This window comes from uncultured Jatrophihabitans sp., from assembly GCF_964246335.1.
Classification (GTDB): Bacteria; Actinomycetota; Actinomycetes; order Mycobacteriales; family Jatrophihabitantaceae; genus Jatrophihabitans.
This window is the reverse complement of the sequence record NZ_CAXTQF010000082.1, coordinates 1-14,190: the sequence shown is the minus strand read 5'-3', so window position 1 is coordinate 14,190 and position 14,190 is coordinate 1. Positions and strand designations below refer to the sequence as shown.

The following is a 14,190-nucleotide window of genomic DNA, read 5'->3' as shown; positions in this document are numbered from 1 at the left end:
CCCGTCGGCAGCGCGTTCGGCGCGGCGGCGGCCTTGCTGCCGGACGACACCGTCGCCGCCGCGTCCGTGCCGCGCGGGCGGTGCCGGTAGAACTCGATCACCTGCTGGAACGTGGGCCGGTTCTGCCAGTCGATCGCGGGCTGCGTGACGATGCCGAGCGCGCGGAACTGGATCGCGTCGAACACCGGCATCTTCTGGTTGGCGGCCTTCGAGTCCGTCGACTGCGTCCACGAGCTCACCGTGCTGCTGCCGTTCGCGGTCTGCAGCGCGTCATAGGTCTTGGTCAGCGCAGCCTCGAGCGCCGCGCGGCACGTCGACGGGCCGCCGGTGCACTCCTGGTTGGTGATCGCCGAGCCGAACCCGTCCGCCGGGCGCTGGCCGAGCAGTTGCTGCAGCGTGGCCACCAGGTAGCTCTCGTATCCGCCGTCGTAGGCGCTGCCCAGGTGCGCGCCGCCGGAGTTCGGCGTGTTGACGAACTGCATCGGCAGCGCTGCGTAGGCCACCGAGGTAGCGCCGCCGTTGGAGCCGGCCGAGCCCATGCCGCCGTCCTTGAGGACGCCGTCGTACAGCGCCTCGATGAGGTTGGGCATCAGCTCGTCGGAGATCGCGATCGCTGCGGCATGCTGGTACTCGGCGTCGCCCGGACTCGCCTTGTGCCGGTGCGCGCCGTCGGCTACCCAGCTCTTGAGCTGGTCGAGCATGTCCTTGTCGTTCTGGTCGAGACCGCTGGCGTCCTCGTCGAGGTACTTGAGCAGCAGCGGCATGACGCTGACGCCGTCGAGGTCCTGCGATGCGGCGGTCTCCATCGCCTGCACGACCTGCGCGCGCGTCACCTTGCCGCCGTGCGCGGACAGCTGCGCGTCGAGCTGGCGCGTCAGCATGATCGACCGGTACACCTGCCCGTACCCGTACTGGTCGTCGGCGGCGGCGAACTGCGGCGCGGGCTTGTTGTTCCAGCTCACGAAGTAGCCCGTCGGCGGATTGATCTCGTGCACGTGCTGGCTCGCCGGCAGATAGCCCTGCCACTCCGCGTTGCCGGTGCCCCATGTCGGCAGGTCGGGGTCGACGTCCGACGGGCGGACGGGATCCAGGCCGCTCACGTAGTACCCGGTGTCGCGGTTGTCGACGTAGAACCAGTTGAACGTGAACTCGATCCGCTCGGCGCTCTTCATCCACGACTGCACGTCGTGCGTCTGGCTCGGTTCACCCCAGCCGAGGAAACCGACGACGGAATCGACGTCGTGGTTGTAGGTCGAGCGCTGCAGCACCTCGGCCACCGGTTGCCCACCGGACATCGTCCAGCCGAGCACGATTCCGTGCCGGGTCAGGTGGATCTCGTGGTGGATGACGGCCGGCGCGCCGCCCATGCTGCCCACCGTGGGCACCGTCGCCTCGTCGAAGCTCTCGTTGACCATCGGCACGCACTTGCCCTTGTACTCGTAGGAGGTGCCTTCAGCCGCCGGTGCGCCGCCGTTCGGGTTGCAGATCTTCTCCAGCCGCTGGTCGATCAGGTCGCTGCCGGCCGAGGTCGCCGACCACGCGTAATCGCGCCCGCGGCCCAGCTCCACGATGCCGGTGCCCGGGAACGACGCACCCTCAGCCGCGTAATCGGGCGAGTGCAGGTCCAGCTGGGACAGGATCTGCGGTGCGAAGTACGACACCTGCGGGCCGAACACCGCTACGGGATGCCCGTCCGCGCTGTGCGAGGCGTTGACGACGAGCGCATTGCTCATGTGCTTCGGCAGGTTGGTCAGGGCGTCGATGATGTTCATGGCCGTCGGGTTGGAACTCGAGGTCGCACACCCGGTCGTCGTGTCCGTCGGCCCGCCGGTCACCGCCGCGCCGCTGTCCGGCAGCGCCGTGGTGCTGGCATCGATCTTGCCCGGCGTCTCGTACGGGAACGGCTTGTCGGCGGTGGTCGGTGCGAGCGGGTCGTTCGCGGTGCGGAAGTCGCGGAACGCCGCCGCGGCCTTGGTGTTGTCGTTGAAGTGCGTACGCAGGTACTGCAGCAGCTTCGCGTTGTTGAACTCGCTGCCGCCACCACGGCCGAAGATGCCGCCGATCAGGCCCGCGATGGCCACCACGTCGGCGACCGTCCACTTCTGCGGCACCGGGTTTCCGGGCAGTGCCGCGGCGTAGTCGGCCGGCAGTTGTGCGGCCGGGTGCAGGGTAGCCGAGGCGATGTAGGCGTTGACGCCCTTGACGTAGTTCTCGATCAGCGACTTCGCGAGCGCACCCTGCTGGCCGTACTCGTTGGGCAGGTTGTCGACCTGCGCCGTCGCCTGCGCGGCGGTGTACGGCGAGAGGAGCAGTTGGTCGTGGTCCATCTGCTCGAAGGCGCACGACGCGCCGAGGAACCCGGCGAGCGTCCCCTCGCCGTAGTGGCGCAGCACGTCCATCAGGAACAACCGGTCCTCGGCCTGCGCGTAGCCGGCGCCGAAGGCCATCGTCTGGTCGCTGGTGCCGTAGACGTGCGGGATGTCGTGGGTGTCGCGATAGATGTGCACGCCGGTGCCCGGTGTCTCGGTGCGGGTGATGTCCGAGGGCCGCACGCCGAACGACTCGTCGAGGTAGTACTTGTTCAGCGTCGAGTCGGTGACAGACGGGTAACCGTAGAGCAGGTCGCTGTACTTGCCGAGCTGGTCCTGACTGTTCGCCGGGTGCACACCGCCGAGCGGCGCCGGTGCCTCGAACTTGGCCGCGTCGGTGGCGGTCACCAGACCGTTCTCCCCGGGCGGCAGGATGCTCATCGCGCGGCCGTCGGCGTAGTCGCCGGAGCGGTAGGCGTGCGACGGTTCGACCGGCGCGGCCGCGTGCGCGGATGGCACCGCGCCGGCGACGGCGACCAACAGGCCGGAGATGGACACAGCTGCGGCACGCCGAACGGTCACCGGCACGCTTCCCCCCTCGCGTAGCGGTCCGCGTGTTGCGGAACCTGGCTGTGTATACGCGCACTCGCGCGCGCTGTCGCGCCGAGCGTGCGCGAGGATGCACGGATGGGCGAGTCAGCGCAGCCGAACCGCCGCACGCGGCGCAGGCGCGGCGCGGGCGAGCAGGGCGATGCCGCGCCGACAGCCCCGGGAGTGGCGGCGGGTGACCGCGCTGTGGCGCCGCGACGTGGTGAACGCGCGGCCCGTCGTCGGGCGGGCGGGCGCAGCGCAGGCGGTGAACGTGCGCTGCGCGACCTCGCCGGCGCCGGGTCGAGTCAGCTGGGTGTGCAGGGCGCGCTGCGAGCACGCGACGTCAACCGGCCGAGCACCGACGACCTCGCCGAGGCCGAGCGCGACGTGCAGATCGTGCGGCGCAACTGGCGCCCCGACGACGCCCGCTGACGCCGTCGCAAGCTAGGACGTCTCGTGCCCGGCGATCTGTCCGGTGGCCTCGTATTCGGCGAGCATGGCGATGCGCCGCGCGTGCCGGTCCTCCTTGGAGAACGGCTCGCTCAGGAAGATCTCGACGAAGCGGATCGCGTCGGCCTGCGGGTGGTTACGCGCGCCGATGCTGATGACGTTCGCGTCGTTGTGCCGGCGCGCGAGCGTGGCGGTGTCGTCGCTCCACACCAGCGCCGCGCGTACCCCGCGCACCTTGTTGGCGGCGATCTGCTCTCCGTTGCCCGACCCGCCGATGACCACCCCGAGGCTGCCCGGGTCGGACACCGTGCGGGTGGCGGCCGTGATGCACGGCGGCGGGTAGTCGTCCTGCGGATCGAGCTCGTAGGCACCGCAGTCGACCGGCTCGTGCCCGACGGTGGGCAGATGCTCGATCAGCTGTGCCTTGAGTTCGAAGCCGGCGTGGTCGCTGCCGAGGTAGACGCGCATGCCCAGATCATCGCAGCTGCCCGCAGTGCGTGTGCAGACGTGCTGCCACCATGGAGGTGTGACCACCGCGCTCGACCGCTCCGGCCCCGCCGCCGTGCTCACGTCCTGGACGCCGCAGCCGGTGGCGATCGTGGTCGTCGTGCTGCTCGCCGTCGCCTACCTGCGCGGCGTGCGCCGGGTCGGCAGCTGGCCGGCGGGGCGCACCGCGACGTTCGTGTTCGGCCTGGTCCTGCTCGTCTGGACGACCTGCGGCTACCCCCAGGTGTATGCGAGCTCCCTCTACTGGGTGTGGACGAGCCAGACGCTGCTCATCTGGCTGGGCGTGCCGATCGTGGTGCTGGCCGGGCATCCGGTGCAGCTGGCGCGGGCCGGGACTGCGGCCGGCGGTGTCGTGGACCGCTTCCTCGCCTCACGCTTCGCACGCATCGTCGGCAACCCGCTCGTCGGGCCCGCACTGGTGCCGTTGCTGTCCGGCGTGCTGTTCTTCGGACCGGTCCCCGCGTGGTCCATCACCCATGCCCCGGTGGGGTGGCTGCTGCAGCTGCTGCTGCTCGTCGTCGGGTCGTTGATGGTGCTGCCGCTCGTCGGGCTGGACGAGCGCGCCAGCTCGCTGGCAGTGGGCCTCTCGCTCGCGATCGGGTCGTTCGAGCTCGTGCTGGACGCGCTGCCCGGCGTCATCCTGCGGCTGAACTCCGGGCTGGTGACGTCCTGGTTCACGCACCGCGCGGTGCACGACTGGAGCCCGCGGCCGCTGCACGATCAGCAGGTCGCCGGCGCGATCCTGTGGTGCGTCGCCGAGATCATCGACCTGCCGTTCATGTACCTGGTCTACCGCCGGTGGCTACGCGCCGACGCCCGCGACGCCGCGCAGGTCGACGCCGTGCTGGAGGCCGAGCGGGCGGCGCGGCGGGGCACCCATGGCGTGTCGGACGCCGCAGACGACGCCGGATCCGACGACGGCGAGCCGACTGTCGACCGTGACGTGCCGTGGTGGCTCAGCGACCCGGCCATGCGTCAGCGGCTGCGCCGCGGCGGCTGATCCGCTCCGTCTGTCCACTCACCGTGGGCGTCGCGGGTGAGCGCACGGCGGCCCACCGCCGCCGACGCCGGGATCGGCCCGTACGCGTGCGGGAACGCCGTGCCGCTGCCGAAGCTGTCCTCGACCCGGACGACTGTGTCGAAAGCAGCCGGATCGAGTTCGACGCAGACGAGGTTAGCTGCCTGCGCGAAGTGCCGGTTCGCGCTGCCCAGCACCTGGTCGGCGAAGGACAGGTGGACGAACCCCTCGTCGGCGAGCGACGCCGGCCGGTAGTCGCCCTTCGCGGGCCACGCGCCGGGCGGGCACAGGTGGTACAGCGGCGCCACCGGCCGTAACTGCAGCCGCTTCGCGGTGCGTCCGTCGCCGCTGGATCGACCCCGCAGCCGCCGGCCGATCCAGGGTGCGAGAGTGCCGCCGACCCCCCGCGCCTCGGGGGCCGCGCGGCGGCCGGCGCCCGCTGGGGGGGGCGCCGGCAGCGGGTCGGCCCAGCTGCCGAAGCCGGGCAGGCCGAGGGTGTCGGCGAACGCCGCGGCGATCAGCGCGTGGCCGATCGGATTGGCGTGAATGCGGTCGGCGGTCCAGATGCGCGCGTCCGTGCCCGCGCCGTGCCGCGCGAAGTCGACCACCAGTACGTCGTGCGTGTCGGCCAGCACGCGGATGCCGTCGTTCAGCGCGTAGATACGCGGGCCGAGCCGGGCGAGCAGCGGCGCGATCCGCGCAATGTCCGGGAACGTGTTGGTCAGCACGATGGCGCCGGCCGCGCGCAGACCGGCGTACATCGCGCCGAGATCACCGAGCACCGCGTCGAGGTCGAACGACGGACGCAACACGTCGTTGAGGCCCCCCATCACCGTCGCCAGACCCGGTTCAAGTGCCAGCGCCGGCCGCAGCTGCATCTCGCGGATCTGCCCGACCCGCAGGCCGCGCACCGCGAGGTTCGCGTACTCCAGGTGCGGCTCGCGCGCGGCGACGTGGTCAGCGAACCGGTCGGCCCAGCCGCGCAGGCCGCCCCGGCCGTCCGGATCGAGCATGCCCTCGGTCTGGCTGTCGCCGAGCGCGACGTACCGCACGCTCACAGCGCCTCGTAGACGGCGCGGGCCAGGTGATAGGCACGCCGGTCGGCCGAGGACGGCCGGGCGAGGTTCGGGACGTAGGCGAACGCGACGTCGGTCTGCGGGTCGGCGAACGCCAGCGCGCCGCTCGCGCCGGGATGGCCGAACGCGTTGTCGCGCGCCGCCGGCGGCAGCAACATGCTCGCCGACGCGCGCATGAACCCGAGCGCGAAGGCGCTCTCCAGCACCAGGGTGCGGTCGGCGCCGCGCACCCGCTCGGCGCTCGCCCACCGCACCGTCTGCGACGACACGATTCGGCCGGTCGCAAGCCGGTCGTAGAACTCTGCGAGTGCGCGGGCGGTGCACACCAGCCCGGCGGCCGGCCATCCCGCGGTCAGCAGCAGCGGGTCGTTAAACGACGCCGCGGGATTGCCCGTGCTGCGCCGGTACGTCGAGGTCGGGTCCGCGGTTGCCGCGGCGAGGCGGCCGATGTCCGCCGGCGCTGCGGCGGCCTCGTCCGGCGGCACGCGCATCGGGCGACCTGCCGCGATCCGAGCCGGCGCATCGGCCGACTCCAGCGCGCGGTGCGTGACGCCGACGTGCAGGTCCGCACCGATCTCCCTCTGCACGAACTCCCCCACCAAAACGCCCGCGCTGCGCCGGACGTATTCGCCGGCCAGCCAGCCGAAGGTGACCGCGTGATAGCCGTGCGCGGTGCCCGGTGTCCACTCGGGCGGCTGACCGGCCAGCTGAGCGGCCATCGCCGCAGCGTCGCCGGACTCGGCCACCGTCACCTCACGGTCGAACGCGGGCAGCCCCGCGCGATGCGTCAGGACGTCTTCGGTGGTGACCGCCCCCTTGCCGTGCGCGGCGAACTCCGGCCACCAGTCGCTCATCGGCGCGTCCAGGTCGGCGCCGCCACGCTCGGCCAGCAGCAGCACGGCAGCGGTCGTCACCGCTTTGGTGCACGAGAACGTCACGCACGCGGTATCGCGCTGCCACGCCCGCCCGGACCGGCCGTCCGCGACGCCGCCCCACAGGTCGACGACCGACCGGCCGCCGACGGACACCGCAACTGCCGCGCCGAGATCGGCGCCGGTGTCGAGGCTGTCGGTGAACACCTCCCGGACGGCGGCGAAGCGCGGGTCGCACTTGCCGTCGACGGTCATCGAGACAGTCCCAGGTACTGCGACATGACCTTCAGCTGATGCTCGAACTCGGCTTCCTCGTCGATGCCGGAATTGCGATACCTGCCGAACAGCTCGAAGCTGATCGCGCCATAGAGCTGCGCCCACATCGCCAGCGCGCGGGTCAGCAACGTCGCCGGAACACGCTCGAAGCCCGGGTACGTCCGGACGCTCTCGGCACTGGCGCGCACCGCTTTGGGCAACCGGTCGGCCGGCGCGGTGACGGCCCCGCGTTCGACCCCGTCGCCGAGGATCGCCACCGCGACGACGAGCGGGCGCTGCGCCTCGACGACGGTTTCCCGCGGTGCGGCGTAGCCCGGCACCGGGCTGCCGTAGATCAGTGCGTACTCGTGCGGGTACCTGCGCGCCCAGTCACGGGTCGCCCGGCCCATCGCGATCCAGCGACCGTGCAGGTCGCGCCGCGGCACCCGGGCCTCGGCCTGCTCCACCGCGGACCCCAGCGCGGCGTAGGCGTCCAGGATGAGCGCGGTCAGCAGGTCGTCCCGGCTGGCGAAATACCGGTAGATCGCGGACGACACGACGCCGAGGTCGCGCGCGACGGCGCGCAACGACAGGTTCGGCCCGTCGACGGCTAGGTGGGAACGCGCGATGTCCTTGATCTGCTCGGTGGTCTCGGCCCGGGCGCGCTGCCGCGCAGTTCGTACTTCCGCCATGGACGCAGTCTGCCATGTTCAATCCTCGAAAACGAGAGCAGTGCTCTTGACAGCTGCCAATCCGAGAGCAATGCTCTTTGTTGAGAGCAGTGCTCTCCAAAGATGAGGAGGATGAACATGGCAACACACGTCATCGTCGGAGCGGGGCCGGTCGGCAGCGCCGTCGCGCAGGAACTGCTCGACCGCGGGCAGCACGTGCGCGTCGTGACGCGTAGCGGATCCGGGATCGACGGCGTCGAACCCGTCGCCGCGGACGCCGCGGACGCACAACGACTCACCGAGATCACGGCCGGCGCGCAGGCCGTCTACAACTGCGTCAACCCGCCGTATCACCGTTGGCAGGAGGTGTGGCCGCCCATCTCGGCCGCGCTGCTCGCCGCGGCCGAGCGCAACGACGCGGTGCTCGCCACGACGGCCAACCTCTACGGTTACGGCCCGGTCAGCGCACCGATGACCGAGCAGACGCCGCTGGCTGCCACCGGTACCAAGGGCACGGTGCGCAACGAGATGTGGCGCGAGGCCCTCGCCGCCCACGAGGCCGGCCGGGTGCGCGCGTTCGAGGTGCGGGGCAGCGACTACCTCGGCGGCAACTCATATCTGTCCACGGTCATCACGCCGGCTTGGCGCAAGGGCCGCACTGCCTGGGTGCCGGCCGCGCTCGACGTACCGCATACGTTCACTGACGTGCGCGATGTGGCAACTCTGCTCGTCACCGGCGTCGCGGACGAGCGGGCCTGGGGTCGCGCCTGGCACGTCCCGAGCAACGATCCCGTGACCCTGCGCGAGGTAGGCGCGACCGCCGCCCGACAGCTCGGCGTGGCCAACAAGGTGCGGTCGTTGCCCTACGCCGCAGTGTGGGCGGCGGGCGTCGTCAGCCCGTTCCTCAGAGAACTGCGCGAGACCCAGCACCAGTTCCGCCGGCCGTTCGTGCTCGACAGCACCCTGGCCCAGCAGACTTTCGGCCTGCACCCGCACGAATTCACGGACTCGATCGCCTACGACCTCGAGCACGGCACCCCGGCGCCGGGCAGCAAGAACTAGCTAACCCTGGAACCGCCGAGTGTCGCGCCCGGGCAGTTGCGGGTCGAAGTGCGCCTTCACCTCGGGGCGCAGGACGAAATAGAGCAGACCGGCGAGCACCACGGCCTGCAGCAGCTGCTCGACACGCATCCAGGCGGGGTACGGCGTTGTCTGCAGCAGCAGCAGGCCGATGATGCCGATCGCGCCGAGCAGGATCACCCGTCGGTACGCCCACCGCCGGCCGCGCAGCAGCGCCCGGACGAGGAACACGTACACGACGCTGACGACGATGTTGCCGACGACCCGGCCGACGATGCCGTAGGTGTAGGAGTGCCGCAGCAGCTCGCGCTGCTGCGGGTCCGTGACGTTGCGGTGGTCGAGCTGGTAGTCGACGATCGAGTGCCGAGCAATGATCGTGACGACCGTCAGGATCAGCGACAGCGCCAGGTTGATCAGCAGCAGGGCGACCACCGGCCGCAACTCACGCGGCGCACTGGCCCAGCTCTCGCTCATTCCGGGAGCGGGAGCCTGCGGCTGCGCGGGGGGTACGGGATACGCGGGGTACTGCTGCTGGCCGTACGTCGGGTACGGCGGTGGCGGCCCGTACCCGGGCGGAGGCTGCTGGCCGCCACCCGGCGGCTGGCTGGGCGGCGGTCCGGGATAGTCGGAGCTCACGACACTCGAGTGTGCCCGGCCGGAGCCGTCAGTCGAAGCGCGGGTCCTCGGTCCGGGTGCGCTTGAGCTCGAAGAAGTACGGGTACGAGGCGACCAGTCGCGAACCGTCCCAGAGCTTGACCGCGTCCTCGCCGCGCGGGATGCGGCTGAGCACCGGACCGAAGAACGCGACACCGTCGATGTGCAGCGTCGGCGTGCCGACGTCCATGCCCACCGGGTCCATGCCCGCGTGGTGCGACTTCTTCAGCGCGTCGTCGTACTCCGTGGAGTCGGCCGCGTCGGCGAGATCCTCGGGCAGGCCCGCCTCGCGCAGCGATTCGACGATCACCTCGCGGTCGAACTCGCGCTTGTCGTTGTGCTTGCGGGTACCCAGCGCCGTGTAGAGATCACGCAACACCTCGTTGCCGTGCGCCTGCTCGGCGGCGATGCAGACCCGGACCGGCCCCCAGCCACGCTCGAGGCGCTCGCGGTAATCCGCGGGCAGCTCATCGCGGCCGCTGTTGAGCACCGACAGGGACATGACCCGAAAGTGCAGATCGATCGGCCGCTGCTTCTCGACCTCGAGGATCCACCGCGACGCCACCCACGCGAACGGGCACAGCGGATCGAAGTAGAAGTCGACGACGGGACGCTCGGACGGTGAAGTGGTGGTCACATCAACCACCGTACGCGCGATGGCGTCAGGCGAAAGCGGCGAGCGCCTCGTCGGCGTGCAGCTCCATCTTCGTCTCGCTGTGGATCGCCTTGACGATCTTGCGGTCCTGACCGATGACGAACGTCCACCGCTTGACCGGCGCACCGAGCTTCGCGCCCAGCTTGCCGCGGGCCACGCCGAACGCCTCCGCCACCGAGCCGTCCGCGTCGGACAGCAGCGGGTAGTCGAAGCTGTTGGCGTCGGCGAACTGCTTCTGCTTGGCGACGTCGTCGCGGCTGATGCCCACGCGCTGCACGCCCTTGGCGGCGTACTCGGCCGCGACGTCGCGGAAGTGACAGGCCTCCTTGGTGCAGCCGCCGGTCATCGCGGCCGGGTAGAAGAAGAGCACCACGGGGCCGTCTGCGAGCAACCCGGACAGCGACCGGTTGGCCCCGGTCTGGTCGGGCAGTTGGAAGTCCGGTACCTGATCACCTTCGCGCATGCCCTTGACTGTATAGGGCTGTATCGGCCCGCAGGTGCGATCCGGGGCCGTGGAAGACTGAAGGTCGTGGCTGTTCCCAATCTCACCCGCGTCGACGCCGCCGAGCGGGCCGACCTGCTGCAGACCGAGTCCTACGACATCGTCCTGGACCTGACCGACGGCGCCGGCAAACCGTCCGAGCGGACCTTCCGATCGGTCGCGACCGTCAATTTCGGTGCTCGCGAGGGCGCGCGCACGTTCATCGATGTGATCGCCGACCGCTTCCACTCGGTGACGCTCAACGGCCGCGACGTCGACGTATCCGGCTATCGACCCGAGGACGGCATCGCGCTCGACGGCCTCGCCGAGCACAACACGCTCGTGGTCGACGCCGACCTGCTCTACACCAACACCGGCGAGGGGCTGCATCGCTTCGTCGACCCGCTCGACGGCGAGGTGTACCTCTACTCGCAGTTCGAGACCGCTGACGCCAAGCGGATGTACGCCTGCTTCGACCAGCCGGATCTCAAGGCAACGTTCACCGTGCACGTCACCGCGCCGGCGCACTGGGAGATCTGCACCAACGGTCGGCTGGAGTCGACCGAGGACGCAGCGGGCGGTGCGACGCGTCGACACTTCGCCGCCACGGCACGGATCAGCCCGTACATCACGGCGCTGGTAGCCGGCCCGTACCACGTCGTCACCAGCTCGCACGACGGCATCGATCTCGGCCTCTGGTGCCGCAAGACGCTCGCCGAGCATCTCGACGCCGACGCGCTGTTCGAGGTCACCGGCCAGGGCTTCGACTGGTATCACCGCAACTTCGGCGTGCGCTACGCGTTCGACAAGTACGACCAGCTGTTCGTGCCCGAGTTCAACGCCGGCGCGATGGAGAACGCGGGCTGCGTGACCTTCCGCGAGGACTACGTCTTCCGCAGTCGGGTGACCGACGCGCGCTATGAGCGTCGCGGCGAGACGATCCTGCACGAGATGGCGCACATGTGGTTCGGCGATCTCGTGACCATGCGCTGGTGGGACGACCTGTGGCTCAACGAGTCGTTCGCCACCTACATCTCGACGCTCTGCCAGGCCGAGGCGACCCGGTGGTCCGACGCCTGGACCACGTTCGCCACCGTCGAGAAGGCGTGGGGCTACCGGCAGGATCAACTGCCGTCCACACACCCGATCGCCACCGACGCCCCGGACGTGCAGACCGCCGAGGTCAACTTCGACGGGATCACCTACGCCAAGGGCGCCAGTGTGCTCAAGCAGCTCGGCGCCTACGTAGGTGTCGACGCCTTCCTAGCGGGTTTGCGCGACTACTTCGCCGAGCACGCCTACGGCAACACCACCCTGGCCGACCTGCTGCGTGCGCTCGAGCGCTCGTCCGGACGCGACCTCGGCGAGTGGTCGAAGGCGTGGCTCGAGACCGCCGGCATCAACACCCTTCGCGCCGAGTTCGAGGTCGACGACGACGGCGCCTTCCGGTCCTTCGACATCGTGCAGTCGGCCCCGACGCATGTCGCGACCTCGAACGTCCTGCGCCCGCACCGCGTGGCGGTCGGGCTGTACGAGCGGCGCGACGGCGCGCTGACCCGCGCGCACCGCGTGGAGATCGACGTCGCGGGCGAGCGCACTCCGGTGCCGGACCTCGTCGGGACCGCACAGCCCGCGCTGCTGCTCGTCAACGACGACGACCTGACCTACTGCAAGCTCCGCCTGGACCCCGAAAGCCTGCGCACCCTGCGGACGGGCGGCATCGCCGAGTTGCCGGACTCGCTGCCCCGCGCCCTGTGCTGGTCGGCCGCCTGGGACATGACCCGTGACGGCGAGCTCGCGACCCGCGACTACCTCGACCTGGTGGTCACCGGGGCGGCGCGCGAACCGGAGATCGGCGTCATGCAGTCGCTGACCCGCCAGGCCTTGCGGGCGCTGGAGATCTACGCCGACCCGCAGTGGGCGCCGACCGGTTACGCGCGGCTGGCGGACGCCGCCGCCGATGCGTTGCGGGCAGCGGCGCCCGGGTCGGACCATCAGCTCGCGTGGGCCCACACGCTGATCGCCGCGGCCCGCACTCCCGAACAGGTGGCGCAGGTGCGCGGCCTGTTGGACGGCACCGACGTGCCCGCCGGCCTCACCGTCGACCACGAGCTGCGCTGGGCCGTCGTCCGCGCGCTCGCCGCGCTGGGCGAGCTCGACCCGGAGCAGATCGAGGCCGAGGCACAGCGGGACCGCTCGGCGGCCGGGGCGCGGCACGCCGCGACCGCCCGGGCGCTGCAGCCGAGCGCCGAGGCCAAGGCCGAGGCGTGGCGGCTCGCGGTCGAGGACGACACCCTGCCGAATGCGATGAACGAAGCCGTCATCGCCGGATTTGCGCATCCGTCGCAGGGCGAGCTCGTCGCGCCCTACGTGCCGCGTTACTTCGCCGACATCCGCAACGTATGGGAGCGGCGCACGAGTGAACTCGCACAGAACGTCGTGATCGGGTTGTTCCCGACGTGGACGTCGACGATCGATGAGCAGACCGTGGCCGCGGCCGACGAGTTCCTCGCCCAGGACGGCCTGCCGACCGCGCTGCGCCGGCTGGTCAGCGAGGGCCGGGCCGACGTGCAGCGTGCGCTGGCGGCGCGGGCCGCGGACGGTCGGACGGTGTCGAACGGGTGAACACCGCACCCGCGACGTGACAGGCGCCGGGTGACATGTTCTCCTTGTGGTGATGTACAGCCGATGTGAGTGGAAGTAGTTCCATGCCCCACGACCATTCGAGCCGTGCGGCCCGAGTCCGGCTGGCGCAGTGCGTCGGCGCGGCCACCGCAGTCGCCGTGTGCAGCCTCGTCGCCGCGCTGAGTGCCGGCATGTCCGCGGGCGCGGACACCGAGGCTGTGGCTACCGCGCACGGGTCGGCCCGCCACCACGTGCTCGCTGCCGGCGCCCTCGGTGCGGCGACGAGCGCGCCGGCGCGAACGCCGCGGCCCGCGGCGCCCACCAAGGCCACCACGCCGGTGGACACCACCGCGGTGAGCACGCTCGCCGCCAGCGGTATCCCGCACGCCGCCCTCAACGCATACCGGGTCGCTGCGGCCCGGTTGGGCCACGCCCAGCCCTCCTGCGGCATTCCGTGGTACCTGCTCGCCGGGATCGGCCGGGTGGAATCCGACCACGGCCAGTTCGGCGGCGCCGTCCTGCACCGCGACGGGCTGTCCACGCCGCGCACCGTCGGCCCGTCGCTCAACGGCAAGGGCAACCAGTTCATCCCGGCACCGCCGAACGGCCTTGCGCTCGACGGGGACGCCAAGTACGCGCACGCGCTGGGCCCGATGCAGTTCATCCCGTCGACCTGGGCCGACTGGGGTGCCGACGCCAATGGCGACGGCACCGCCGACATCTTCAACATCAACGACGCCGCGCTCGCCGCCGCGCGCTACCTGTGCGCCGCCGGCGGCGATCTGCGCTCGACCGCAGGCCGGTCGGCGGCTGTGCTGAGCTACAACCACCTGACGTCCTACCGCGACGAAGTGCTGGCACTTGCCGACGCCTACCGCCGTGGCATCACGCCGACCGGTCCGATGATCGGCAACACGACCGGCTCACTGCCCGCAACCGGCCACAC

General features: G+C 71.0%; 13 protein-coding genes. 5 read left to right on the top strand and 8 right to left on the bottom strand.

Annotated features, from left to right (window positions below; genetic code table 11):
- Positions 1-2,891, bottom strand: a 2,891-nt coding sequence (locus ACFFCN_RS16915; protein WP_375493547.1) for a penicillin acylase family protein, incomplete at its 3' end; no start/stop codon positions are given.
- A gap of 105 nt (positions 2,892-2,996) precedes the next feature.
- Here ACFFCN_RS16915 and ACFFCN_RS16910 point away from each other — a divergent pair.
- A complete protein-coding gene (locus ACFFCN_RS16910) occupies positions 2,997-3,332 on the top strand; it encodes a hypothetical protein (protein ID WP_375493545.1) in 336 nt (111 codons plus the stop codon).
- A 12-nt stretch (positions 3,333-3,344) separates the two neighbouring features.
- On the opposite strand, the gene ACFFCN_RS16905 is transcribed toward ACFFCN_RS16910, so the two are convergent.
- Positions 3,345-3,818 (bottom strand): ribose-5-phosphate isomerase, encoded by a 474-nt coding sequence (locus ACFFCN_RS16905; RefSeq protein WP_375493543.1) that lies wholly within the window; start codon positions 3,816-3,818, stop codon positions 3,345-3,347.
- 58 nt (positions 3,819-3,876) lie between these two features.
- Between ACFFCN_RS16905 and ACFFCN_RS16900 the strand changes: the two genes are divergently transcribed.
- On the top strand, positions 3,877-4,857 hold the full coding sequence (locus ACFFCN_RS16900) for a cytochrome c oxidase assembly protein (RefSeq protein WP_375493542.1): 981 nt from the start codon (positions 3,877-3,879) through the stop codon (positions 4,855-4,857).
- On the opposite strand, the gene ACFFCN_RS16895 is transcribed toward ACFFCN_RS16900, so the two are convergent.
- From ACFFCN_RS16895 to ACFFCN_RS16885, 3 genes are read right to left on the bottom strand one after another with little or no spacing between them, the layout of a single operon-like run.
- Positions 4,833-5,933 (bottom strand): DUF952 domain-containing protein, encoded by a 1,101-nt coding sequence (locus ACFFCN_RS16895; protein ID WP_375493540.1) that lies wholly within the window; start codon positions 5,931-5,933, stop codon positions 4,833-4,835. The genes ACFFCN_RS16900 and ACFFCN_RS16895 overlap by 25 nt on opposite strands.
- The gene (locus ACFFCN_RS16890) at positions 5,930-7,078 is read right to left on the bottom strand and encodes a serine hydrolase domain-containing protein (RefSeq protein ID WP_375493539.1); all 1,149 of its coding nucleotides are present in this window, start codon (positions 7,076-7,078) and stop codon (positions 5,930-5,932) included. The genes ACFFCN_RS16895 and ACFFCN_RS16890 overlap by 4 nt, the downstream gene beginning before the upstream one ends.
- On the bottom strand, positions 7,075-7,770 hold the full coding sequence (locus ACFFCN_RS16885) for a TetR/AcrR family transcriptional regulator (RefSeq protein ID WP_375493537.1): 696 nt from the start codon (positions 7,768-7,770) through the stop codon (positions 7,075-7,077). The genes ACFFCN_RS16890 and ACFFCN_RS16885 overlap by 4 nt, the downstream gene beginning before the upstream one ends.
- A gap of 117 nt (positions 7,771-7,887) precedes the next feature.
- Here ACFFCN_RS16885 and ACFFCN_RS16880 point away from each other — a divergent pair, with 117 nt between their 5' ends.
- Entirely contained in the window at positions 7,888-8,811 is a 924-nt protein-coding gene (locus tag ACFFCN_RS16880; RefSeq protein WP_375493536.1) for an NAD-dependent epimerase/dehydratase family protein, read from the top strand.
- Here the strand turns inward: ACFFCN_RS16880 and ACFFCN_RS16875 are convergent, their stop codons facing one another.
- The 3 genes from ACFFCN_RS16875 to ACFFCN_RS16865 are packed head-to-tail and all read right to left on the bottom strand — an operon-like array spanning position 8,812 to position 10,601.
- On the bottom strand, positions 8,812-9,465 hold the full coding sequence (locus ACFFCN_RS16875) for a hypothetical protein (RefSeq protein ID WP_375493534.1): 654 nt from the start codon (positions 9,463-9,465) through the stop codon (positions 8,812-8,814).
- A gap of 28 nt (positions 9,466-9,493) precedes the next feature.
- A complete protein-coding gene (locus tag ACFFCN_RS16870) occupies positions 9,494-10,120 on the bottom strand; it encodes a DsbA family protein (protein WP_375493532.1) in 627 nt (208 codons plus the stop codon).
- A 25-nt stretch (positions 10,121-10,145) separates the two neighbouring features.
- Complete coding sequence (locus ACFFCN_RS16865) at positions 10,146-10,601, bottom strand: peroxiredoxin (protein ID WP_375493530.1); 456 nt, start codon at positions 10,599-10,601, stop codon at positions 10,146-10,148.
- 66 nt (positions 10,602-10,667) lie between these two features.
- On the opposite strand from ACFFCN_RS16865, the gene pepN reads away from it, so the two are divergent.
- Positions 10,668-13,244, top strand: coding sequence for an aminopeptidase N (gene pepN / locus ACFFCN_RS16860; protein WP_375493528.1), 2,577 nt, complete (start codon positions 10,668-10,670; stop codon positions 13,242-13,244).
- A gap of 83 nt (positions 13,245-13,327) precedes the next feature.
- Positions 13,328-14,190, top strand: an 863-nt coding sequence (locus ACFFCN_RS16855; RefSeq protein WP_375493526.1) for a lytic murein transglycosylase, incomplete at its 3' end; no start/stop codon positions are given.

Excerpts from the sequence above, each read along its gene's own strand:
- ACFFCN_RS16910 (WP_375493545.1), top strand. The coding sequence starts at position 2,997 with ATGGGCGAGTCAGCGCAGCCGAACCGCCGCACGCGGCGCAGGCGCGGC.
- ACFFCN_RS16890 (WP_375493539.1), bottom strand. The coding sequence starts at position 7,078 with ATGACCGTCGACGGCAAGTGCGACCCGCGCTTCGCCGCCGTCCGGGAG.
- ACFFCN_RS16885 (WP_375493537.1), bottom strand. The coding sequence starts at position 7,770 with ATGGCGGAAGTACGAACTGCGCGGCAGCGCGCCCGGGCCGAGACCACC.
- ACFFCN_RS16880 (WP_375493536.1), top strand. The coding sequence starts at position 7,888 with ATGGCAACACACGTCATCGTCGGAGCGGGGCCGGTCGGCAGCGCCGTC.
- ACFFCN_RS16865 (WP_375493530.1), bottom strand. The coding sequence starts at position 10,601 with ATGCGCGAAGGTGATCAGGTACCGGACTTCCAACTGCCCGACCAGACC.
- ACFFCN_RS16905 (WP_375493543.1), bottom strand. The coding sequence starts at position 3,818 with ATGCGCGTCTACCTCGGCAGCGACCACGCCGGCTTCGAACTCAAGGCA.